Below are 23,128 nucleotides of genomic sequence, written 5' to 3'. Positions count from 1 at the left end.
TGGGGGACGCGGGAGGTCCCCCGGGGAGCGCGCGCGGGGTCCGTTGTCGGTGCCGTTTGCGAGAATGCAGGCGTGAGCAGCGACAACGGGTCGGGGAGCGGGGACGGCGGGGAAGGCGCGCCGCCCGAGCAGCTCGCGCTCATCAGGGAGAGCGTGCGGGGGGCGAGGGCGCCGCGGGCCAAGCCGCGGACCTGGCGCGGGGCCGCGCTGGCCAAGGAGCTGCCGGTCGCGCGGGTGCTCGTCGACAAGGGCGTGCTCCATCTCGACCGGTACTTCGACTACGCCGTGCCCGAGGAGCTGGACGCCGACGCGCAGCCCGGCGTGCGGGTGCGGGTGCGGTTCGGGGCCGGGCGGCACCGGGTGCGGGAGGGGCGCCGTGAGGGCGGGGGCCTGATCGACGGTTTCCTGATCGAGCGGCGGGCCGAGTCCGACTACTCCGGGCCGCTGGCCGCGCTCGCCCAGGTCGTGTCGCCCGAACCCGTACTCGACGAGGAACTGCTGGGGCTGGCCCGGGCCGTCGCCGACCGGTACGCCGGGAGCCTCGCCGATGTGCTGCAACTGGCCGTGCCGCCGCGCAGCGCCCGTGCCGAGCAGCGGCCGTCGCCCGAGCCGCTGCCGCCGCCCCCGGCGCCCGAGGCGGCGTCGTGGGCGCGGTACGAGCGGGGGCCCGCCTTCGTGGAGTCGCTGGCGGCCGGGGGAGCGCCGCGCGCCGTGTGGCAGGCGCTGCCCGGCCCGTCGTGGGCCGAGGAGCTGGCCCGGGCCGTCGCCGCGACGCTCGCCTCGGGACGCGGGGCGCTGGTCGTCGTACCCGACGGGCGGGACGCCGCGCGCGTCGACGCCGCCCTGACGGCCGTCCTGGGGGAAGGGCGGCACGCCCTGCTCACCGCCGACGCCGGGCCCGAGAAGCGGTACCGCGAGTGGCTCGCCGTGCGGCGCGGATCGGTGCGGGCCGTCGTCGGGACGCGGGCCGCGATGTTCGCACCCGTGCGGGACCTCGGCCTCGTCGCCCTCTGGGACGACGGGGACGACAGCCACAGCGAGCTGCACGCACCGCAGCCGCACGCCCGTGAGGTGCTGCTGCTCAGGGCGGCGCAGGACAGGTGCGGCTTCCTGCTGGGGGGCCTGAGCACCACCGTGGAGGCCGCGCAGCTGGTCGACAGCGGCTGGGCACGGCCGCTGGTCGCCCCCCGGGAGCAGGTGCGGGCCGCCGCCCCGCTGGTGCGGACGGTGGGGGACGGCGACCTTGCCCGGGACGAGGCCGCCCGGGCCGCGCGGCTGCCGACGCTCGCCTGGCAGGTCGTGCGGGAGGGCCTGAAGCACGGGCCGGTGCTCGTGCAGGTGCCGCGGCGCGGCTACGTTCCGCGGATGGCCTGCGACCGCTGCCGGGCGCCCGCGCGGTGCGTGCGGTGCGCCGGGCCGCTCCAGGCGCGTGACTCCGGGGCGCTGGCGTGTGGCTGGTGCGGGCGCGAGGAGGGCGCCTGGCACTGCCCGGAGTGCGGTGCCTTCCGGCTGCGGGCCCAGATCGTCGGGGCGCGGCGGACCGCGGAGGAGCTGGGCCGCGCCTTTCCCGCCGTACCGGTGCGCACGTCGGGGCGTGAGCAGGTGCTGGACACCGTCTCCGGGGCGCCCGCGCTGGTGGTGAGCACACCGGGGGCCGAGCCGGTCGCCGAGGGCGGTTACGCGGCGGGGCTGCTGCTCGACGGGTGGGCCATGCTCGGGCGGCCCGATCTGCGGGCCGGGGAGGATGCCCTGCGCCGCTGGATCGCCGCGGCGGCGCTGGTCCGGCCGCAGGCGGCGGGCGGGACCGTGGTGGTGGTCGCCGAGCCGACGTTGCGGCCCGTGCAGGCGCTGGTGCGCTGGGATCCCGTCGGGCACGCGGTGCGTGAGCTGGCCGAGCGGGCCGAGTTGGGGTTTCCGCCGGTGTCGCGGATGGCGGCGGTGGCGGGGCCGCCGGAGGCGGTGGCCGAGTTCCTCGGCATGGTGGAACTGCCCGTGGAGGCGGAGGTGTTGGGGCCGGTGCCGATAGCGGGCGCGGCGGTGGGGGGAGCTGCACAGCGGCGGCCGGGGGCGCCGCCGGCGGGGGAGCGGTGGGAGCGGGCGTTGATTCGGGTGCCTCCCGGGCGGGGGGCCGCGTTGGCGGCGGCGTTGAAGGCCGCGCAGGCGGTGCGGATGGCGCGGGGCGGGGGGCAGGCGGTGCGGGTGCGGATCGATCCGCCGGACATCGGGTGACCGGCGTGAGCGCGGGGGGCGTTGCGCAGCCCGGCGCTCGCGGGGTGCCGCTGCGCCCACCCGTGCCGCCCTAGCGGCACGATTGCCCGCAGCTGCGGCAGACGGCAGCTCAGCTGTCGGGGTGGGGGCGGCTCCGGTGGGCGGTTGTGTGCGGCTGCGGTAGATGGCGGCTCAGCTGTCGGGGTGAGGGCGGCTCCGGCGGGCGGTTGTCTGTGGCTGTGGCAGATGGCAGTTCAGCTGCCGGGGTGGGCCCCGCTCCAGCGGCTGGTGTAGGTACGGCTGCCCTCCCGGGGCGGGTCCGGGAGGGCAGTTGGCGGGCAGCCGTAGGGGGTCAGCCGTTGCGGGGGGCGGGGAAGGCCGTTGGCCTGATCTCCTCGCGGAGGGCGGGGCTGCCCGCCGTCGGCTGGGTCGGCATCGAACGGGCCGCGGGCACCGTGGGCATCGACGGGATGCCGGTGTTCACGCTGACCGTGCGGGTGCCCGAGGGTTCGGTGGAGCGCTCGGCGTCGGCGGCCGACTGGGCGGTGGCGCGACGGGAGCCGTAGCGGCGGTGGACCGCCTGCTTGGTGACCCCGAGGGCGGAGCCCACCGCGTCCCACGAGAAGCCGAGCGAGCGGTCGAAGTCGACCGCGGCCGTCACCAGGGTCTCGACACTGTCCCGCAGTTCCTGGGCGAGACGGACGGTCGGCGCGGGGGCGCGTCCGTAGACGACGAAGCCCGTGGCGGGGCCGGAGCGGCGCGGGCGGTAGACGTTGCCGAGCTGGGCGGTGAGGGTGCGCAGTGCGTCCACCTGCCGGCGGACCCGCTCGATGTCGCGCACCAGCAAGTGCAGGCTGGCCCGAGCCTGGGCGTCGTGGGTTGCGTGGTCGGCCATGAACAAGCCTCTCGAACCGGCGATGAGGAGAAAGGATCGGGCCGCTGTCGCGGCCCGTTGGTCAACTCTTTCTAGACCAACGCCTTTTTGCGTGACTGGTCACGCTCCAGGGGCGTAAGGGCATATGCGTACGCCCCCGGCGCGGGATGCGCGCGGGAGCGTTCCGCGGCTCTCCGTTCGCCATAGACTTGTGCGTTGCCCGTCGTTCGTCCCGCCCGAGAGGCCCGTGCCCGCTCATGAAGCTCGTCTTCGCCGGTACCCCCGAGGTCGCCGTTCCCGCCCTGGACGCCCTGATCGCCTCCGGGCGCCACGAGGTGGCCGCCGTCGTCACACGGCCGGACGCCCCGGCCGGGCGGGGGCGCAGGCTGGTCGCCTCCCCGGTGGCGGAGCGGGCGGCGGAGGCCGGGATCGAGGTGCTCAAGCCCGCCCGGCCGCGCGACCCCGAGTTCCTGGAGCGGCTGCGCGAGATCGCGCCGGACTGCTGTCCCGTCGTCGCCTACGGCGCCCTGCTGCCCCGCGTGGCCCTCGACATCCCCGCGCACGGCTGGGTCAACCTGCACTTCTCGCTGCTGCCCGCCTGGCGCGGGGCGGCGCCCGTGCAGCACGCCGTGATGGCGGGCGACGAGATCACCGGCGCCTCCACCTTCCTCATCGAGGAGGGGCTCGACTCCGGGCCCGTGTACGGCACGGTGACGGAGACGGTCCGGCCCGCCGACACCAGCGGTGACCTGCTGACCCGGCTCGCCTTCGCCGGGGCCGGGCTGCTCGCGGCGACCATGGACGGCATCGAGGACGGCACCCTGAAGGCCGTACCGCAGCCCGCCGACGGCGTCACCCTGGCTCCGAAGATCACCGTCGAGGACGCCCGCGTCGACTGGTCGACGCCCGCGATGCGGGTCGACCGGGTGGTGCGCGGGTGCACGCCCGCTCCCGGCGCCTGGACCACCTTCCGCGGGGAGCGGCTCAAGCTCGTGCACGTCGCGCCGACGCCGGAGCGGACGGATCTCGCGCCCGGGCAGCTGTCCGTGGGCAAGAACAGCGTCCACGTCGGCACCGGCTCGCACGCCGTCGAGCTGCTGTGGGTGCAGGCGCAGGGCAAGAAGCCGATGCGGGCCGCGGACTGGGCGCGCGGGGTACGGATCGCCGACGGGGAGCGGCTGGGGGACTGACCCGGCGATGACCGGGCGCGAGCGGCAGCGGCGTACGCTGGGTGCACACCGTATACAGAGTTTCCGGAGCACCTTTCGTGAGCGACACCTCCCGGCGGCCCCGCACATCCGGCAAGCCCTACCGGCGGCCCAAGAAGGACCCCGTCCGCGTCCTCGCCTTCGAGGCGCTGCGCGCGGTGGACGAGCGGGACGCCTACGCCAACCTCGTGCTGCCGCCACTGCTGCGCAAGGCGCGTGAGCAGGGCGACTTCGACGGGCGGGACGCCGCACTCGCCACCGAGCTGGTCTACGGCACGCTGCGGCGGCAGGGCACGTACGACGCCGTGATCGCGGCCTGCGTCGACCGGCCGCTGCGCGAGGTCGATCCGCCGGTGCTGGATGTGCTCAGCCTCGGCGCGCACCAGCTGCTGGGCACCCGCATCCCCAGCCACGCCGCCGTCTCCGCCTCCGTCGAGCTGGCCCGCGTGGTCCTCGGCGACGGGCGCGCCAAGTTCGTCAACGCCGTGCTGCGCAAGGTCGCCCAGCACGATCTCGACGGCTGGCTGGAGCGGGTCGCGCCGCCCTACGACGAGGACCCCGAGGACCATCTCGCCGTCGTGCACTCGCATCCGCGCTGGGTGGTCTCCGCACTGTGGGACTCCCTCGGTGGCGGGCGGGCCGGGATCGAGGAGCTGCTGGCCGCCGACAACGAACGGCCCGAGGTGACGCTGGTCGCCCGGCCGGGGCGGGCCACGGCCGGGGAACTGCTGCGGGAGGACGCCGCAGAGCCGGGTCGCTGGTCGCCGTACGCCGTGCGGCTCACCGAGGGCGGTGAGCCGGGGGCGGTCGAAGCCGTACGGGAGGGGCGCGCCGGGGTACAGGACGAGGGGAGCCAGCTCGTCGCGCTCGCGCTGGCCAACGCGCCGCTGGACGGGCGGGACGAGCGGTGGCTCGACGGGTGCGCCGGGCCCGGCGGCAAGGCGGCGCTGCTCGGCGCACTCGCCGCGGAGCGGGGTGCCGTGTTGCTGGCCTCCGAGAAGCAGCCGCACCGGGCCGGGCTGGTCGCCAAGGCGCTGGACGGCAACCCGGGGCCGTATCAGGTCGTCGCCGCCGACGGGACCCGGCCGCCGTGGCGGCCCGGGACCTTCGACCGGGTGCTGATGGACGTGCCCTGTACGGGGCTGGGGGCGTTGCGGCGGCGGCCCGAGGCCCGGTGGCGGCGGCGTCCGGAGGACCTGGAGGGGTTCGCGCCGCTTCAGCGGGGGTTGCTGCGGACGGCGCTGGAGTCCGTGCGGGTGGGGGGCGTGGTGGGGTACGCCACCTGCTCGCCGCATCTCGCGGAGACACGGGCGGTCGTCGCGGATGTGCTGAAGCAGTTTCCGGAGACGGAGTTGGTGGATGCGCGGCCGTTGTTCCCGGGGGTGCCGGGGCTGGGGGAGGGGCCGGACGTGCAGTTGTGGCCGCATGTGCAGGGGACTGACGCGATGTACCTTGCGGTGATCCGTCGGGTGGGCTGAGGTGGGTGGGTCGCCCCCGCCGCCCCTACCCGTCCCGTCCCTGGGGGCTGCCGCCCCCAGGCCCCCCCTTCGGCCCTGGACGGGCCTCGTCCTCAAACGCCGGACGGGCTGAGAAAGCCAGGCGGTGTGGCCACCACACCTTCTCGCCCACGTCCAGGAACAGAGACGTCACCAGGACCGAGCGGACGATGAAGGTGTCCAGCAGGACGCCCAGGGCGACCGCGAAGCCGATCTCCGCGAAGGCGACCATGGGGAGGGTGCCGAGGGCGGCGAAGGTGCCCGCGAGGACCAGGCCCGCCGAGGTGATGACCGCGCCGGTGGCGGCGAGGCCGGTCACCACGCCCGCGCGGGTGCCCTGGCGGGCGGCCTCCTCCCGGATGCGGGTGGTGAGGAAGATGTTGTAGTCGATGCCCAGGGCGACCAGGAACACGAAGACGAACAGCGGGAAGTCGGTCGACTCGCCCGCGTAGTCGAAGAGGTACCGGAAGGCCAGCGCACTGATGCCGAGGGCGGCCGCGAAGGACAGGATCACCGTGCCGATCAGCAGCAGCGGGGCGATCAGGGCGCGCAGCAGGACGCAGAGGATCAGCAGCACCACGATCAGCACCAGCGGGATGATCAGGATGTTGTCGTGCGTGGTCGCCTTGTCCATGTCGAGCAGGGCGGCCGTACCGCCGCCCACCAGGGCGTCGGCGCCGGGCACCTCGTGCACGGCGTCCCGGACCCGCTCCACGGTCTGTTTCGCGGCCTCGCTGTCGGCCGGGTCGGACATGGTCGCCTCGAACAGCACCCGGCCCTCGTGGACGGTCTTCGAGCCCGGTGCCGGACCCAGCGATTCCGGGACCACCCCGGGTGTTCCGGCCACCGCCCGGCCCACCTGTTCGGCCTGCGGCTGGTTGGCCACGATGACGAGCGGATCGCCGCTGCCCGCCGGGAAGTAGCGCGCGGAGACCTCCTGCCCGACGATCGAGTCCGGCTTGCCGGTGAACGCGTCGGCGTTGCTGATGCCCTCGGCGCGCAACTGGATCAGCCCCAGGGAGCAGATCGCCAGGACCCCCGCGGTCACCGCCCCCACCATGCGCGGACGGCGGGCGATACGGCGGCCGGTGCGGGCCCAGACGCCGCGTTCGGTGGGGTCGGGGTCGCCGTGGCGGGGGATCACCGGCCAGAAGATCCAGCGGCCGAAGATCACCAGCAGGGCCGGGAACAGGGTGAGCATCGCCAGCAGGGCGACGGCGACGCCGATGGCGGCGACCGGGCCGAGGCCGCTGGTCGAGTTCATCTCGGCGGCCATCAGCACCAGCATGCTCAGCACGACGGTCGCGCTGGAGGCGATCACCGCCGGGCCCGCGCGGTGCAGCGCCAGCGCCATCGCCTCGTGCCGGTCCTGGTGGCGGCGCAGCTCCTCGCGGTAGCGGGCCACCAGCAGCAGGGCGTAGTCGGTGCCCGCGCCGAAGACGAGGACCAGCAGGATGCCCGCGCTCTGCCCGTTGACGGTGAGCCCGCCGTGCTCGGCGAGCAGGTACACCAGCGCCTGGGCGGTGAACAGCGCGACGATCACCGACAGCAGGGGCACCAGCAGCAGGGTGGGGCTGCGGTAGGTGATCAGCAGCATCACGATGACGACGGTCATCGCGGCGAAGAGCAGGGTGGAGTCGATGCCCTCGAAGGCCTCGGCGAAGTCGGCGGAGGTGCCGCCGGGGCCGGTGATGTGGACGGCGAGGCCGCCGGTGCTCTCGCCGACGTCGTCGCGGATCGACTCGACGGCCGGGGAGATGCGTTCCCAGCCCTGCTCGTCCATGGTGATCGGCACGAAGACCTGGGCGGCCCTGGGGTCGGTCTCCCGGTCGTAGACCGGGCCGCGGGTCTCGGCGCCCCGGATGCCGTGGTCGCGCAGCTGCTTCAGCTCCCGCACGTCCTCGGCGATCCGCGCCCGGTCCTCGGCCGTCAGTCCGCCGTCGCGGGCGTAGATGACGACGGCCGGGATCTGCTCCGGCCTGAAGTCCTCGGAGATCTCCAGAACCTGGGTGGATTCGGCGGACCCCGGCAGCCACGACTGCGCGTCGTTGTCCTGTGCGTCGGTCAGCTTCTGCGCGAGCGGTGCGACGATCAGCAGCACCACCACCCACAGCCCCAGGACCAGCCACTTGGCCCGCCGCCCGCACACCAGATGCGCGATCCCCCGTCGACCCGTCATACCCACCTCCACGGCTACGCCCCCTCAGGGGCGCGAGGAACTGCGCGACCAGCCACAACCGGCCCGCGGCCGAAACGCAACCCTAGCCACCGGGGACCGCCGTGACAGCCGAGCGCCGCGACATGGCAGGCTTGGGTCATGGCCGCGCAGATCAACCCCAGCATCCTGTCCGCCGACTTCGCCCGCCTCGCGGACGAGGCGAAGGCCGTGCAGGGAGCCGACTGGCTCCACGTCGACGTCATGGACAACCATTTCGTCCCCAACCTCACGCTCGGCGTTCCGGTCGTAGAGTCCCTGGCGCGGGCGACGGACACTCCGCTGGACTGCCATCTGATGATCGAAGCCCCCGATCGGTGGGCCCCGCAGTACGTCGAGGCGGGTGCCGGGTCCGTCACCTTCCATGTCGAGGCCTCCGCGGCGCCGGTACGGCTCGCCCGGGAGATCCGGGCCAAGGGCGCCCGCGCCTCCATGGCGCTGAAGCCGGCGACGCCCATCGAGCCGTACGAGGACCTGCTCCCCGAACTCGACATGCTGCTGATCATGACGGTTGAACCCGGGTTCGGTGGGCAGGCGTTTCTCGACATCATGCTCCCGAAGATCCGGCGGACCCGCGAGTTGATCAGCAAGCACGGTCTCCAGCTGTGGCTCCAGGTGGACGGCGGTGTCTCGGCCTCCACCATCGAGCGGTGCGCGGACGCGGGCGCCGACGTCTTCGTCGCGGGTTCGGCCGTGTACGGCGCCGAGGACCCCGCCGAGGCGGTACGTGCACTGCGCAGTCAGGCGGAGGCGGCCACCGCGGCGGCGTCCTGGGCATGCGGCCACTGAGCCACGGGAACGTGAACGGCTCTCAGCAGGGCTGATCGACCGCGCCGTATCTGCAAGGATGAACGGCGTATCCAGAGTGTGAACAGCAGTGAGGAGATCGCCGTGTCGGGTATGTCGGCGGGCCGGTCAGCCATGCGGATGGGACCCGCTGAGCTGGTGCAGGCGGCGGCCATGGCCCGCCGCTTCTACCTCGAGGGAAAGTCCAAGATCCAGATCGCCGAGGAGTTCGGCGTCAGCCGCTTCAAGGTGGCCCGGGTCCTGGAGACCGCCCTCGAACGGGATCTCGTACGGATCGAGATCCGAGTCCCCGCCGAACTGGACGCCGAGCGCTCCGACGCGTTGCGCGCCCGGTACGGCCTCAGGCACGCCGTCGTGGTCGAGTCCCCGGCCGACGCGGAGGAGACCCCGGACCCCGAGAACCTCGGTGAGGTGGCCGCCGACCTGCTCGGCGAACTCGTCAACGAGGGCGATGTGCTGGGCCTGGCCTGGGGCCGCTCCACCATCCACATGGCGGCGGCCCTGGACCGGCTGCCGCCCTGCACGGTGGTCCAGCTGACCGGGGTGTACGACGCCGGGACCGCCGAGCGCGGCTCGGTGGAGGCCGTCCGCCGCGCCGCCCAGGTGTCCGGCGGCGACGCCCACCCCATCTACGCGCCGATGCTGCTGCCCGACGCGGCGACCGCGGCGGCGCTGCGCCACCAGACCGGGATCGCCCGGGCCTTCGAGTACTTCGACAAGGTCACGGTCGCCTGCGTCTCCATCGGCTCCTGGGAGCCGGGCATCTCGACGGTGCACGACATGCTCAGCGACGAGGAGCGGGCGCACTACGCCTCGCTCGGTGTCGCCGCCGAGATGTCCGCGCACCTCTTCGACTCCGAGGGGCGCCGGGTCGGCCGGGACCTGGGGGAGCGGTGCATCACGGTCAAGGCCGACCAGCTCCGCCGTATCCCCGAGGTCGTGGCGATCGCGGGCGGGCAGCGGAAGGCGGCCGCGATCGACGCGGTGCTGCGGTCGGGGCTCGTCACCAGCCTGGTGACGGACACCTCCGCCGCGGACTACCTGATGGCGGCCGGGTCGGCGCCGCGGCCCGCGCTGAACCGCGCCGACCCCGACGGGCCCTGACCGGGCGGGACGGGAGCGGAACGGGAGACGGCCGTGGTGGCGCCGAAGGGTGCCGCCGCGGCCGTCCGCACAGGACGGAACGCGGTGGTCGCTCTTGGAGCATCCTCCCAGGGCACCCTGCGTAGCCTGGAGGAACGGACCGTGCACCGCTTCGTGGACGCCATGGGACAATGAAGTACGTGCTCTTTCCCCCGGCTGACCTGTCCGGGGGCCACTTCTGATCGACTGGGATGTGCAGCACGTGCGTTTCCTCAACGACATCCAGCCCTCGTACGACCTGACGTACGACGACGTGTTCATGGTGCCGAGCCGCTCCGCCGTCGGCTCGCGCCAGGGCGTGGACCTCAGCGCCCCGGACGGCACGGGCACCACCATTCCGCTCGTCGTCGCCAACATGACCGCCATCGCCGGGCGCCGGATGGCCGAGACGATGGCCCGGCGCGGTGGGCTGGTGGTCATCCCGCAGGACATCCCGATCGACGTCGTCACCGATGTCGTCTCCTGGGTGAAGAGCCGCCACCTGGTGCTGGACACCCCGATCGTGCTGGCCCCGCACCAGACCGTCGCCGACGCGCTGGGCCTGCTGCCCAAGCGGGCGCACAACGCCGGTGTCGTCGTCGACGACGAGGGGCGCCCGGTCGGTGTGGTCACCGACGCCGACCTCAGCGGCGTCGACCGCTTCACCCAGCTCGAAGTGGTCATGTCCAAGGACCTGCTCCTGCTGGACGCCGACATCGACCCGCGCGAGGCGTTCAACACCCTCGACCAGCACAACCGCCGCTACGCCCCGGCCGTGGACGCCGACGGCAAGCTGGCGGGCATCCTGACCCGCAAGGGCGCGCTGCGCGCCACCCTGTACACCCCGGCCGTGGACGCGCACGGCAGGCTGCGGATCGCCGCCGCCGTCGGCATCAACGGGGATGTCGCGGGCAAGGCCAAGCAACTCCTCGACGCGGGCGTCGACACCCTCGTCATCGACACCGCGCACGGCCACCAGGAGTCGATGATCAGCGCCATCAGGGTGGTGCGGGCGCTCGACCCGCGGGTGCCGATCGTCGCGGGCAACATCGTCTCCGCCGAGGGCGTGCGCGACCTCGTCGAGGCGGGCGCCGACATCATCAAGGTCGGGGTCGGGCCGGGCGCCATGTGCACCACCCGCATGATGACCGGCGTCGGACGGCCGCAGTTCTCCGCGGTGCTGGAGTGCGCCGCCGAGGCGAAGAAGTACGGGAAGCACGTGTGGGCCGACGGCGGTGTCCGGCACCCGCGCGACGTGGCCATGGCGCTCGCCGCCGGTGCCTCCAACGTCATGATCGGCTCCTGGTTCGCCGGGACCTACGAGTCGCCGGGCGACCTCCAGCAGGACGCCAGCGGGCGGTACTACAAGGAGTCGTTCGGCATGGCCTCCGCGCGTGCCGTCCGCAACCGCACCAGCGAGGAGTCCTCCTACGACCGTGCCCGCAAGGCGCTGTTCGAGGAGGGCATCTCCACCTCCCGGATGTTCCTGGACCCGGCCCGCCCCGGCGTCGAGGACCTGGTCGACTCGATCATCGCGGGCGTCCGCTCCTCCTGCACCTACGCCGGCGCCGCCAGCCTGGAGGAGTTCGCCGAGAAGGCCGTCGTCGGCATCCAGAGCGCGGCGGGCTACGCCGAGGGCAAGCCGCTGCACGCCAGCTGGAGCTGAGCCGGGTACCGGCCCGGCGTGATCTACTGCGGGTGCGGCCCCCCGGCCGCTCCCCTCCTGCCCGAGCCGAAGCGAAGTGAACGACCCGCAGTGCTGAACGATCTCGACGAACGCATCGTGCACGCCCTCGCCGAGGACGCCCGCCGCTCCTACGCGGACATCGGGCAGCTCGTCGGCCTGTCCGCGCCCGCCGTGAAACGGCGCGTGGACCGGCTGCGCGCCACCGGGGCGATCACCGGCTTCACCGTACGGGTGGACCCGGCCGCCCTCGGCTGGGAGACCGAGGGGTTCGTCGAGATCTACTGCCGCAGCAACACCTCCCCGGAGACCATCCAACGCGGTCTGGAGCGCTACCAGGAGGTCGTCGCCGCGTCCACCGTCACCGGCGACGCGGACGCCGTCGCCCAGGTCTTCGCCTCCGACATGCGGCACTTCGAGCGGGTCCTGGAGCGGATCGCCGGGGAGCCGTTCGTGGAGCGGACCAAGTCCGTGCTGGTGCTCTCGCCGCTGCTGCGACGGTTCTCCTCGGGGTCACCTACCTGACCGGTGACCCCCGTCAGGCCCCCACGCAACGAATCGCCGCGACCGGCCCGAACCACGCAACGATCCGCCCACGCACACGCAACGGCGGCTTCTTGTCCGGGTGCGGGCGTCGACCGTACCTTCTAGGTGGCCCCCGCACCCATCTCTCCCGGGGCGCCCCACTCCCTTCAGCCCGCGTGAGGAACCGCATGCGCACCGCCCTGCTGCAAAGCTCCGGTCACCCCGGCTCGACCGCCGGGAACCTCAAGGTCCTCGACGAGGCCGCGGGGCGGGCCGCTGCCGCCGGGGCCGGGCTGCTGGTCGCGCCGGAGATGTTCCTCACGGGGTACGCCATCGGTGACGACATCGCCCGCCTCGCCGAGCCCGCCGACGGGGACGGCGCGGACGCCGTCGCCGAGATCGCCGGACGGCACGGCATCGCCGTCGCCTACGGCTACCCGGAGCGCGACGGGGACACCGTGCACAACTCCGCGCAGCTGATCTCCGCCGAGGGCACCCGGCTCGCCAACTACCGCAAGACCCACCTCTTCGGCTGCTTCGAGCGCGACCACTTCACACCGGGTGACCGGCCCGTCGTCCAGGCCGAGCTGAACGGTCTGCGCGTCGGTCTGATGATCTGCTACGACGTGGAGTTCCCGGAGAACGTCCGCGCCCACGCCCTCGCGGGCACCGACCTGCTGCTGGTGCCGACGGCGCAGATGCACCCGTTCCAGTTCGTCGCCGAGTCGCTCGTGCCGGTGCGGGCCTTCGAGAACCAGATGTACGTCGCGTACGTCAACCGCGTCGGCGCCGAGGGCGAGTTCGAGTTCGTCGGGCTGTCCACGCTCGCCGGACCCGACGGCATCGCCCGCACCCGCGCCGGCCGCGCCGAGGAACTCGTCCTCGCCGACGCCGACCCCGCCTTCCTGGCCGCCTCCCGCGAGGCCAACCCGTACCTGAAGGACCGCCGCCCCGGTCTGTACGGCTCCCTCATCTGAACCACCCGCTCCCCCAGTTCCGCGCAAGGAGTCCGCACCACCATGACGTCCACCGTGCCCAACGCCGTCGAGCACGCAGACGAGCAGCAGCCGCCGATCACCATGTTCGGCCCGGACTTCCCGTACGCGTACGACGACTTCCTCGCCCACCCGGCGGGCCTCGGCCAGGTCCCCGCCACCGAGCACGGCACCGAGGTCGCCGTCATCGGAGGCGGACTGTCCGGCCTCGTCGCCGCCTACGAGCTGATGAAGATGGGCCTGAAGCCGGTGGTCTACGAGGCCGACCAGATCGGCGGACGGCTGCGCACGGTCGGCTTCGACGGCTGCGACCCGGCGCTCACCGCCGAGATGGGGGCGATGCGTTTCCCGCCGTCCTCCACCGCCCTCCAGCACTACATCGACCTGGTGGGCCTGGAGACCAGGCCCTTCCCCAACCCCCTCGCCGAGGCGACCCCGTCGACCGTCGTCGACCTCAAGGGCGAGTCGCACTACGCCGAGACCATCGACGACCTGCCCCAGGTGTACCGGGACGTCGCCGCCGCCTGGAACAGGTGCCTGGAGGAGGGCGCCGACTTCTCCGGCATGAACCGCGCCCTGCGGGAGCGGGACGTGCCGCGCATCCGCGAGATCTGGGCGAGGCTCGTCGAGAAGCTCGACAACCAGACCTTCTACGGCTTCCTCTGTGACTCCGAGGCCTTCAAGTCCTTCCGGCACCGGGAGATCTTCGGCCAGGTCGGCTTCGGCACCGGCGGCTGGGACACCGACTTCCCCAACTCCATCCTGGAGATCCTGCGCGTCGTCTACACCGAGGCCGACGACCACCACCGCGGCATCGTCGGCGGCTCCCAGCAGCTGCCGCTCAGGCTCTGGGAACGCGAACCACAGAAGGTCGTCCACTGGGCCCACGGAACCTCGCTCGCGAGCCTGCACGAGGGCGGCGAGCCCCGCCCGGCCGTGACCCGGCTGCACCGCACCGCGGGCAACCGGATCACGGTGACGGACGCGAAGGGCGACATCCGCACCTACCGCGCGGCGATCTTCACCGCGCAGTCCTGGATGCTGCTGTCCAAGATCCAGTGCGATGACTCGCTCTTCCCGATCGACCACTGGACCGCCATCGAGCGCACCCACTACATGGAGTCCAGCAAGCTGTTCGTGCCCGTGGACCGGCCGTTCTGGCTGGACAAGGACGAGCGGACCGGCCGGGACGTCATGTCGATGACCCTCACCGACCGGATGACCCGCGGGACCTACCTCCTCGGCGACGGCCCGGACAAGCCCGCCGTCATCTGTCTGTCGTACACCTGGTGCGACGACAGCCTGAAGTGGCTGCCGCTGTCGGCGAACGAGCGGATGGAGGTCATGCTGAAGTCGCTCGGCGAGATCTATCCGAAGGTCGACATCAGGAAGCACATCATCGGCAACCCGGTGACGGTCTCCTGGGAGAACGAGCCCTACTTCATGGGCGCCTTCAAGGCCAACCTCCCCGGCCACTACCGCTACCAGCGGCGCCTGTTCACCCACTTCATGCAGGACCGGCTGCCCGCCGACAAGCGGGGCATCTTCCTCGCCGGTGACGACATCTCCTGGACGGCGGGCTGGGCCGAGGGCGCCGTGCACACCGCGCTGAACGCCGTATGGGGCGTCATGCACCAGCTCGGCGGGGCGACCGACCCGACCAACCCCGGTCCGGGTGACGTCTACGACGAGATCGCGCCGGTCGAGCTGCCGGAGGACTGAGCCGGGCGGGTGCTCAGTCCGGCAGCGGGGTGAGCATCATGCGGCCCGCGAAGCCGACCGCCGCGTCCAGACGGTCGGTGAACTCCACCGTGAGATCCGGGAGTTCACGCAGCGCCCAGAGCGCCCGCGCCGCCGCCCAGGTGGCGTCGCGGGCCCGCTCCAGGCTCCAGGCGCCCAGCAGATGGGTGAGCGGGTCGGCGATCCGGAGCAGGTCGGGGCCCGGCATCAGATCCTCGCGGACCCGTTCCTCCAGCGCCGTGAGGAGATCGCCCACGCGGTCGAACTCGCTCTCCAGCTCGTCGGGTTCGCAGTCCAACGTACGACAGGCGTCCACCACGGCGAGCGCCAGGTCGTGGCCGATGTGCGCGTTGATGCCCGCCAGCGCGAACTGAAGCGGTCGTACGCCGGGATGGCGGCGGAACTGGAACAGCGGCCGCCAGCAGGCGGGTGGGCGAAGCCCGTCGGTGACCGCGTCGACCGCCGAGAGATAGCGCTGTACGAACCGCACGTCCAGCGTGAGCGCCGTGTGCTGGTCCGGGAACCGGCCGCTGTCGAGCCGCCGGTCGGTCTCCTCGGTGACGGTGAGGTAGACGCGGTTGAAGACCGCCACGCCGTCCCGCGCGTCCAGCGCCGCGTCCAGGGCACGCATCCGGGAGACGACCGCGTCGACGGGGGTGGTGAACTGCTCCAACTGCTCCAACTGCGCCATGGGGGCAGCGTCCCAGCCTTAGGCTGTGCGACGTGCCGACGGGCCCGGCGCTTCCCCAGAACGGGGGAACGCGCCCGTCGCGCGGGAGGGGGAACAGCAGCGTGCCAGGCACACGTGCCCGGCGCCTCGCCGAGCGCAGGGCGGAGCGCGGACGGGCCGTGCGGCGCGGCGTGATGGTGGTGGCGGCGTCGGTGGTGGCCGCGGTGGGCACCGCGGCCGGGGTGCTGACGGCGGTCGGCGACCGGGCTCCGGTGGACGAGGCCCGGCGCGCCGAGGTGACCGGCATGCCGCGCCCCAAGCGACCGCCCGTGCCGTCGCCGTCCCCGTCGGAGATCCCCGTCCCGCCGTCGGCCACCGCCACCAGCGCGGCCCCGGCGTCCGTCACCCCGAGACCGTCGCCCCGCGCCGCCAGTGCGCCGGAGCGGCCCGCGGCCGTGGCCCCGCCCCGGCTCTACCGGCATCCCGACTCGCAGGTCCTCGCCTGGGTGCACGGCAACGCAGACGACCCGCGCCGGGAGGTCATCCGGTCACGGATCGCCGACCGGCCCGCCGCCGTGTGGTTCGCCGACCACGCCCCGGCGACGATCACCGCCCGGGTCGCCGCGGTCACCTCGGGCGCCGCGGCGGCGGGCCGGGTCCCGGTCCTCGTGCCGTACGTGATCCCGGACCGCGACTGCGGCGGGCACTCCGAGGGCGGGGCGCCCGACCTGGCGGCCTACGACGCCTGGATCGACGCCTTCGCGGCCGGGCTCGGCTCCGGCGAGGTCATCGTGATCCTGGAACCCGACTCCGTCGCCCAGTCCGAGTGCCTGTCCGCGGGGGAGCGGGCCGACCGGTTCGCCTCGCTGGCCCGCGCGGGCCGCGTGCTGAAGGCCGCCGGTCCCAGGGCCCGTGTCTACTACGACGCGGGCCACTCCGGCTGGCACCCGGCGGGCCGCCAGGCGGCGCTGCTGCGCCAGGCGGGCGCCGCCGACCCCGCGTCCTCCGACGGGATCTTCAGCAACGTCTCCAACTTCCACACCACCGCCGACGAGACCGCCTACGACCGTCAGGTCCTCGACGCCCTCGGCGGTCCGGCCGGTCTGGGCGCCGTCATCGACACCAGCCGCAACGGCAACGGGGCACCGGCGGACGGGGAGTGGTGCGATCCGGACGGACGGAAGATCGGCCGGGCGCCGACGCTGGACACCGGGGCGGCCCGGATCGACGGCTACCTGTGGGTGAAGCTGCCGGGCGAGTCCGACGGATGCAAGGGCGAACCCGGCACCTTCACACCGTCGTACGCCTACGACCTGGCGCGCTGAGCATCCTCGTCGTAGCTGGACGTGCCCTCGTCCAGCAGCGGCTCCTGGGTCTTGAGGTGGGCCGGGGCGAAGGCCCGCAGCGCGTGGTAGCCGGTGATGACGACGAGGGTGCCCAGGGCGATGCCGCTGAGGGAGAAGGTGTCGGTGATCTCCATGGAGACGTTGCCGACGCCGATGATGATGCCCGCGGCGGCCGGGACCAGGTTGAGCGGATTGCGCAGGTCGACCTTGGCGTTGATCCAGATCTGGGCGCCGAGCAGGCCGATCATGCCGTACAGGATGACGGTGATGCCGCCGAGGACGCCGCCCGGGATCGCCGCCACGACCGCGCCGAACTTGGGGCACAGGCCGAACAGCAGGGCGAATCCGGCGGCGGCCCAGTAGGCGGCCGTGGAGTAGACGCGGGTCGCGGCCATCACGCCGATGTTCTCGGAGTAGGTGGTGTTGGGCGGGCCGCCGACCGCGGTGGACAGCATGGAGCCGACGCCGTCCGCTGAGATCGCCGTACCGAGCTTGTCGTCCAGGTTGTCGCCGGTCATCTCGCCGACCGCCTTGACGTGCCCGGCGTTCTCCGCGACCAGGGCGATCACCACCGGCAGCGCGACCAGGATCGCCGACCATTCGAAGGACGGGCCGTGGAAGGTGGGCAGTCCGATCCAGTCGGCCTGGCCGACGGCGGAGAAGTCCAGCCGCCAGTGGTCGGTGACCTTGCCGCTCGCGTCGGCGGAGTGGATCCGCCCGAAGATCCGGTCGAAGGCCCAGGAGATCCCGTAGCCGAAGACCAGGCCGAGGAAGATGGCGATCCGGGACCAGAAGCCGCGCAGACAGACCACGGCGAGACCGGTGAAGAGCATCACCAGCAGGGCCGTCCACTGGTCCTGCGGCCAGTAGGTGGCCGCCGTGACCGGGGCCAGGTTGAAGCCGATCAGCATCACCACGGCGCCGGTGACGATCGGCGGCATCGTGGCGTGGATGATCCGCGCGCCGAACCGCCGCACGGCCAGTCCGACCAGGAACAGCACGGCGCCGACGACGAGGACGGCGCCGGTGACGGTGGCGGAGGTGCCGCCGTCCGCGCGGATCACCGCGGCCACGCCGACGAAGGGGAGCGAGCAGCCGAGGTAGCTCGGCACCCGGCCGCGGGTGGCGAGCAGGAAGACGATCGTGGCGACGCCCGACATCATGATCGCCAGATTGGGGTCCAGGCCCATCAGGACGGGGGCGACGAAGGAGGCTCCGAACATCGCCACCACATGCTGGGCGCCGAGTCCGGCCGTGCGGGGCCAGGAGAGCCGTTCGTCGGGGCGGACGACCGCTCCCGGTCCGGGCGTGCGCCCGTCCCCGTGCAGCTTCCAGCGCACGCCGAGGTCCATGGTGTTTCGCTTTCTCGCGGTGCTTTCCAGGTGAAACGTTCCGGACCATTGTGCGGGGTGCGCGCGGATGCGCTGGACCGGCCCCGGAGCGGGGCTGTGGATGTCCGGGGCCGGTGGTCTGTGGAGCGCCCTAGCTGCGCTGTTCGGCGACCGGCGTGCTCGGTGCGCTGATCTTCGGGCGGTCGCGGTCGGCACCGCGCAGCACGCCCGCGAAGGCGGCGAGGCCGCAGGAGAGCACCGTCACGAGCGCGAACGACACCACCAGACTGGTGAGTTGGGCCAGGGTGCCGATCGCGCTCGGCGCGACCAGGCCCGAGGTGTAGGTGATGGTGGCGACGCCCGCGATGGCCTGGCTCGGGTTGGGTCCGCTGCGGCCCGCCGCGGCGAAGCAGAGCGGTACGACCACCGCGATGCCGAGTCCCATCAGGCCGAAGCCAGTCATGGCGACCGCCGGGTGCCCGGCGAGGACGATCATCAGTCCGCCGAGGGCGGCGAGGACACCGCCGTAGCGGACCGTGCGGACCGAGCCGAAGCGGTCCACCACCCGGTCCCCGGCGATCCGGGCGATGGCCATGGTGAGGGTGAAGCCGGTGGTGCAGGCGGCGGCGAGACCCGCGGACGTCTCCAACTGGTCCCGCAGGTAGACCGCCGACCAGTCCAGGCTCGCGCCCTCCGCGAACACCGCGCAGAACCCGACCGCGCCGATCAGCAGCGCCGACCTGGGCGGCAGCGCGAACCGGGGCGGCGGCTCCTCGTCCTCGGCGGGCTGGAGGTCCAGCACCCAGGTGCAGGCCACCAGACCGGCGACGGTGAGCACGGCGGCGGCGAGCGCGTGGTGCAGCCGGGCGTCCGCGCCCAGATGGGCGGCGAGGGTGCCGCCCGCCGAGCCGATCAGGGCGCCCGCGCTCCACATGCCGTGCAGACCGGACATGATCGACTTGCCGAGGCGGTTCTCGATCTCCACGCCGAGCGCGTTCATCGCGACGTCCGACATCCCGGCGGTGGCGCCGAAGACGAACAGGGCCGTGCAGAGCGTGGCCAGACTGGGCGCGAGGGACGGCAGGACCAGCGCCAGGGTCCACAGCGAGAGCAGGCCGCGCAGGGCGGCGCGGGCGCCGAAGCGGTGGCTGACCCGGCCCGCGAGCGGCATCGCGACGGACGCGCCGAGGGCGGGGAAGGCCAGCGCGAGGCCCAGCTGTCCGGCGCTCACCGAGGCGTGGTCCTGGATCCACGGCACCCGGGTGGCGAAGGAGCCGGTGACGGCGCCGTGGACGGCGAACACCGCCGCCACGGCGTACCGGGCGCGCTTCACCTCGCGTTGCTCGTAGACCACTGCGCTCATTGTCCCGCCCCTCTCCGGTCGCTGTCCGGCCCGTGCTGCCGTCGGCTGCCGTCTGCCGCTGCCGTCGCGTAAACTATCAGGGAGCCTGCCTGATAGATAGAGATTATCCGGCGCCCGGCCCGCACCCGCGCCCATCTGGGAGGATCCCGGCATGCCCGCATCCCCGAGCACCGCCCGGGCCATCAACGACCGGCTCGCGCTCGACCACCTCCAGCGCGAGGGGCCGCTGACGGCGGGGCAGCTCAAACAGCTCACCGGCCTGTCCCGGCCGTCCGTCGCCGACCTCGTCGACCGCCTCACCGAGGCCGGTCTGATCGCGGTCGTCGGAGAGGCGGGGGAGCAGCGCCGCGGCCCCAACGCCAGGCTCTACGGCATCGTCGCCGACCGCGCCCACCTCGCCGCCCTCGACGTCCGCACCGAGGGCGTCGCCGTGGTCGTCGCCGACCTGCTCGGCCGGGTCCTCGCCGAGGCCGCGCTGCCCATCGACGCCGCGTCCGGCACCGGGCCCGCGGTCGAACAGGCGGTCGCCCTCGTCGAACGGGTGGTGAAGGAGGCGGGCGCGGACCGGCTGCACACCGTCGGGATCGGTGCGCCCGGCCTGATCGACCCGGTCACCGGGGAACTGCGCGACTCCGTGAGCCTGCCCGAGTGGCACCGCCGCCTCGTCGCCGCGCTCCAGGAACGGCTCCCCGAGGCCCGCGTCAGCGTCGAGAACGAGACCAACCTCGCCGCCCTCGCAGAACAGCGCGACGGCGCGGCCCACGACCGGGACACCTTCGTGCTGCTCTGGCTCGGCCACGGCACCGGCGCCGCCGTCGTCCTCGACGGTGTCCTGCGCCGCGGTGCCTCCGGCGGCACCGGCGAGATCGGGTTCCTGCCGGTCCCCGGCACCTCCGGCCCGCCCTCGGCGACCGACTGCGCGGGCGGCTTCCATTCCCTGGCGGGCTCGGCGGCGATCGTGAAGCTGGCGGGGGAGTACGGCCTGACCGCGCCGGAACCGGACGGCGAGCCGCCCGCCGCGGGCGTGGTGCGGGCCGCCGTGCAGCGGCCGGACGACGACGGCGCCGGACGCTTCCTCGACACACTGGCCGACCGGATCGCCCTCGGCGTCGCCTCCGTCGCCGCCGTTCTGGACCCCGGCTGCGTGGTGCTCGGCGGCGAGGTCGGCCAGGCCGGGGGCCCGGAACTGGCGGCGCGCGTCGAGGAGCGCATCCGGCGCATCTCCCCGCTGCCCACCGAGGTCCGCGCCGGTGCGCTGGGCGGCGCGGCGGTCCTGCGCGGGGCGCTGCTGACGGCCGGGAGCCGGGCCCAGGACGACCTGTTCGCGCCGCGGGAGCGATAGGCGGGGGAGCGCGGGAGCGGTGGGTGCGGCGCGCGAGCGGTGGATGGGGGCGCCGCGCCAGCGGCGGGTGGGGTGGCGTGCGAGCGGCGGGTGGGGTGGCGTGCGAGCGGCGGGTGGGGTGGCGTGCGAGCGGTAGGGGGCGCGGAGAGCGCCCGTGAGACAGCAGCGGCCGTTCTCCGGCAGCGGCCATCGGAAAACCCGCGCCCGGCGGGCAGCCGCCGGGGTCAGGTAGGGGCCCTTTGGCGGACGTGAGGTCGGGCAGCGGCCGTCGAGCAGCCGCAGGGGTGGGGCAGGTGGGGCGTTGGCGGCCGGGCAGCCGCGGCCGTCTGGCAGTGGCTGCCGGAAGTCCGCGCCGGGCGGGCAGCCGCGTGGGCCGGGTCGTGGCCTCGGGAACCGTCGGCCCTCGGCCAGCCGGCGTCCGCCCGCACCCCGCCGGGCGTTCAAGCAGCCGGGCGGCGGCCGAAGCGCCTGGTCAGGTAGTCCTCGAAGGTGCCCTTGCCCACCGCGTGGTCGCGGGTCAGGTGGCCGCCCGCCCGGAAGGCCCGGTAGGCGGAGCCCCACAGCGGGACGCCGAGCAGGGGGCGGCGTCGGCCCGTGGCCCGGAGGTAGGCGCGGGCGAGGCTGTCCAGGTCGCGGACCTCGGGGCCGCCCATGTCCTCGGCCCGTCCGACCGGCGCGCCGGTCGCCAGCTCCGCCAGCCGGGCCGCCACCTCCCTGACCTCGACGGGCTGGTCCGGCACCTTCGCGGGCAGCGGCAGCACCGGAGACTTCGCCAGCGCCCCGAACACCTGCGCCAGCAGATCGTGGAACTGCGTCGCCCGCAGCACCGTCCAGCCCAGCCCGGACTCCTCGACCAGCCGCTCGACCGCGAGCTTGCTCCGGTAGTAGCCGAACGGCACCCGGTCGACGCCGACGATCGAGATGTAGACCAGATGGCCCACCCCGGCCCGCCGCGCCGCCGCGATCAGGTTCGCCGCCGCGTCCTCGTCACCGCCGCGCGCCGACGTGGCGCAGTGCACGACCGTCTCCACGCCGTCGAGGGCCGTGTCCAGCCCGTCGCCGCCCTCGCGCAGATCGACGGCGTACGGCTGGGCGGTGCGGCTGAGCACCCGCACCTCGTGGCCGTCCGCCCGCAGCAGTTCGGTGACGTGCCGTCCGAGGGTTCCGGTACCGCCGGTCACCAGGATCGTGGTCATGCTGTTCAGTCCCTTCCGACACCGCGCGCTCCCGGACGGAGCGCCTCACGTCAGCTGGGACCGGGCAGCCACCCGGAAACGTGACAGCCACGCCGGGCGGCGGGGTCAGCGGGGCAGCAGCTGACGCCGTACGAAGTTCAGCTTGTCCGGGTTCATCATGCTCTGGACCTGGGTGACCCGCCCGTCGCGCACCTCGAAGGAGATCACCATCGTCAGCTCGTCCCCCCGCCACGTGGTCAGCGCGCTCGCGCCGTTGATCTCGGCCGTCCGGAACTCGAGCCCGGCCGTGAACTTCCGCATGACGCCCAGCACGAACCGCGCGACGTGCTCGCGGCCCTCGACCGTGCGCCGGGCCGCGTGGACCTTGCCGCCGCTGTCGGTCCACCAGGTGGCGTCGTCCGCCAGCAGCTTCTCCAGGCCGTTCAGATCCCCGTCCCGCGCCGCGGTGATGAAGGACCTGACCAGCTCCTCCTGCCGCTCCGGCGCCGGATCGAAGCGGCTCTCCTCGGCGGAGACCCGCCGCACCGCCCGCCGGTAGACCTGACGGCTGTTGGCCTCGCTCAGCTCCAGCACCTCGGCGATCTCGCGGTGCCCGTACCCGAAGGCCTCCCGCAGCACGTACACCGCGCGCTCGACCGGGGTCAGCCGCTCCAGCAGCACCAGCATCGCCAGCGACACCGCCTCCCGCTGCTCGGCCGACTCCAGCGGCCCGAGCGTGCCGTCGGAGGTGACCACCGGCTCCGGCAGCCACTCCCCGACGTACTGCTCGCGCCGGGCGCGGGCGGAGGTCAGCCGGTTGAGGCAGAGGTTGGTGACGACCTTGGCGAGCCAGGCCGCCGGATGCTCGATCCGCTCCCGGTCGGCGCCGCTGAACCGCAGATAGGCGTCCTGGACGACGTCCTCGGCCTCGTCGGCCGAGCCGAGCATCTGGTAGGCGAGGCCGAACAGCCGGGGGCGGTGGCGCTCGAACTCGGCGGCGGGAGCGGCGGCGGTCGTCATGGTGCCC

Annotated in this window: 18 protein-coding genes; 11 read left to right on the top strand and 7 right to left on the bottom strand. The window is 73.6% G+C overall.

All coding sequences use genetic code 11. The features are described 5' to 3' along the window. The first annotated feature begins 72 nt into the window (after nucleotides 1–72). Nucleotides 73–2,229 carry a primosomal protein N' gene (locus tag KBY47_RS17255; protein ID WP_210922025.1) on the top strand — a complete coding sequence of 719 codons (2,157 nt, stop codon included), beginning with the start codon at nucleotides 73–75 and terminating at the stop codon, nucleotides 2,227–2,229. 331 nt (nucleotides 2,230–2,560) lie between these two features. On the opposite strand, the gene KBY47_RS17250 is transcribed toward KBY47_RS17255, so the two are convergent. Next, nucleotides 2,561–3,103 (bottom strand): hypothetical protein, encoded by a 543-nt coding sequence (locus KBY47_RS17250; protein WP_210922024.1) that lies wholly within the window; start codon nucleotides 3,101–3,103, stop codon nucleotides 2,561–2,563. Nucleotides 3,104–3,339: 236 nt separating this feature from the next. Here KBY47_RS17250 and fmt point away from each other — a divergent pair, with 236 nt between their 5' ends. Together fmt and KBY47_RS17240 are read left to right on the top strand one after the other, a co-directional pair. Continuing rightward, nucleotides 3,340–4,272 carry a methionyl-tRNA formyltransferase gene (gene fmt, locus KBY47_RS17245; RefSeq protein ID WP_210922023.1) on the top strand — a complete coding sequence of 311 codons (933 nt, stop codon included), beginning with the start codon at nucleotides 3,340–3,342 and terminating at the stop codon, nucleotides 4,270–4,272. A 77-nt stretch (nucleotides 4,273–4,349) separates the two neighbouring features. After that, nucleotides 4,350–5,768: an RsmB/NOP family class I SAM-dependent RNA methyltransferase gene (locus KBY47_RS17240; protein ID WP_210922022.1), complete on the top strand. Its 1,419-nt coding sequence runs from the start codon at nucleotides 4,350–4,352 to the stop codon at nucleotides 5,766–5,768. Nucleotides 5,769–5,793: 25 nt separating this feature from the next. Here the strand turns inward: KBY47_RS17240 and KBY47_RS17235 are convergent, their stop codons facing one another. Next, complete coding sequence (locus tag KBY47_RS17235) at nucleotides 5,794–7,965, bottom strand: MMPL family transporter (protein ID WP_210922021.1); 2,172 nt, start codon at nucleotides 7,963–7,965, stop codon at nucleotides 5,794–5,796. Nucleotides 7,966–8,103: 138 nt separating this feature from the next. Between KBY47_RS17235 and rpe the strand changes: the two genes are divergently transcribed. The 6 genes from rpe to KBY47_RS17205 all read left to right on the top strand — a co-directional run bounded on the left by rpe (nucleotide 8,104) and on the right by KBY47_RS17205 (nucleotide 14,856). Then, on the top strand, nucleotides 8,104–8,790 hold the full coding sequence (gene rpe / locus KBY47_RS17230) for a ribulose-phosphate 3-epimerase (RefSeq protein ID WP_210922020.1): 687 nt from the start codon (nucleotides 8,104–8,106) through the stop codon (nucleotides 8,788–8,790). 78 nt (nucleotides 8,791–8,868) lie between these two features. Further along, complete coding sequence (locus KBY47_RS17225) at nucleotides 8,869–9,912, top strand: sugar-binding transcriptional regulator (RefSeq protein ID WP_210922019.1); 1,044 nt, start codon at nucleotides 8,869–8,871, stop codon at nucleotides 9,910–9,912. Between the two features lie 241 nt (nucleotides 9,913–10,153). Further along, complete coding sequence (locus KBY47_RS17220; protein ID WP_210922092.1) at nucleotides 10,154–11,596, top strand: GuaB1 family IMP dehydrogenase-related protein; 1,443 nt, start codon at nucleotides 10,154–10,156, stop codon at nucleotides 11,594–11,596. Nucleotides 11,597–11,686: 90 nt separating this feature from the next. Next, nucleotides 11,687–12,139, top strand: coding sequence for an Lrp/AsnC family transcriptional regulator (locus KBY47_RS17215; protein WP_033275118.1), 453 nt, complete (start codon nucleotides 11,687–11,689; stop codon nucleotides 12,137–12,139). A 188-nt stretch (nucleotides 12,140–12,327) separates the two neighbouring features. Beyond that, nucleotides 12,328–13,116 (top strand): carbon-nitrogen hydrolase family protein, encoded by a 789-nt coding sequence (locus KBY47_RS17210; protein ID WP_210922018.1) that lies wholly within the window; start codon nucleotides 12,328–12,330, stop codon nucleotides 13,114–13,116. 42 nt (nucleotides 13,117–13,158) lie between these two features. Further along, entirely contained in the window at nucleotides 13,159–14,856 is a 1,698-nt protein-coding gene (locus KBY47_RS17205; RefSeq protein ID WP_210922017.1) for an NAD(P)/FAD-dependent oxidoreductase, read from the top strand. Between the two features lie 13 nt (nucleotides 14,857–14,869). Here KBY47_RS17205 and KBY47_RS17200 read toward each other — a convergent pair whose 3' ends face one another. After that, nucleotides 14,870–15,556 carry a DUF5995 family protein gene (locus tag KBY47_RS17200; RefSeq protein ID WP_210922091.1) on the bottom strand — a complete coding sequence of 229 codons (687 nt, stop codon included), beginning with the start codon at nucleotides 15,554–15,556 and terminating at the stop codon, nucleotides 14,870–14,872. A 182-nt stretch (nucleotides 15,557–15,738) separates the two neighbouring features. Between KBY47_RS17200 and KBY47_RS17195 the strand changes: the two genes are divergently transcribed. Further along, nucleotides 15,739–16,869 (top strand): glycoside hydrolase family 6 protein, encoded by a 1,131-nt coding sequence (locus tag KBY47_RS17195; RefSeq protein ID WP_210922090.1) that lies wholly within the window; start codon nucleotides 15,739–15,741, stop codon nucleotides 16,867–16,869. Here KBY47_RS17195 and KBY47_RS17190 read toward each other — a convergent pair. Together KBY47_RS17190 and KBY47_RS17185 are read right to left on the bottom strand one after the other, a co-directional pair. Beyond that, nucleotides 16,851–18,242, bottom strand: a complete 1,392-nt coding sequence (locus tag KBY47_RS17190) for a uracil-xanthine permease family protein (RefSeq protein WP_210922016.1) — start codon at nucleotides 18,240–18,242, stop codon at nucleotides 16,851–16,853. The genes KBY47_RS17195 and KBY47_RS17190 overlap by 19 nt on opposite strands. Nucleotides 18,243–18,372: 130 nt before the next feature. Beyond that, nucleotides 18,373–19,584, bottom strand: a complete 1,212-nt coding sequence (locus KBY47_RS17185; RefSeq protein WP_210922015.1) for an MFS transporter — start codon at nucleotides 19,582–19,584, stop codon at nucleotides 18,373–18,375. A gap of 151 nt (nucleotides 19,585–19,735) precedes the next feature. On the opposite strand from KBY47_RS17185, the gene KBY47_RS17180 reads away from it, so the two are divergent. After that, nucleotides 19,736–20,926, top strand: coding sequence for an ROK family transcriptional regulator (locus KBY47_RS17180; protein WP_210922014.1), 1,191 nt, complete (start codon nucleotides 19,736–19,738; stop codon nucleotides 20,924–20,926). Nucleotides 20,927–21,366: 440 nt separating this feature from the next. Here the strand turns inward: KBY47_RS17180 and KBY47_RS17175 are convergent, their stop codons facing one another. After that, nucleotides 21,367–22,122: an SDR family oxidoreductase gene (locus KBY47_RS17175; protein ID WP_210922013.1), complete on the bottom strand. Its 756-nt coding sequence runs from the start codon at nucleotides 22,120–22,122 to the stop codon at nucleotides 21,367–21,369. 105 nt (nucleotides 22,123–22,227) lie between these two features. Beyond that, on the bottom strand, nucleotides 22,228–23,121 hold the full coding sequence (locus KBY47_RS17170; RefSeq protein WP_210922012.1) for an RNA polymerase sigma-70 factor: 894 nt from the start codon (nucleotides 23,119–23,121) through the stop codon (nucleotides 22,228–22,230). Nucleotides 23,122–23,128 lie beyond the last annotated feature (7 nt).

This window comes from Streptomyces sp. B93 (genome assembly GCF_018070565.1).
Taxonomy (GTDB): domain Bacteria; phylum Actinomycetota; class Actinomycetes; order Streptomycetales; family Streptomycetaceae; genus Streptomyces.
This window is presented reverse-complemented; position numbering and strand designations above follow the sequence as displayed.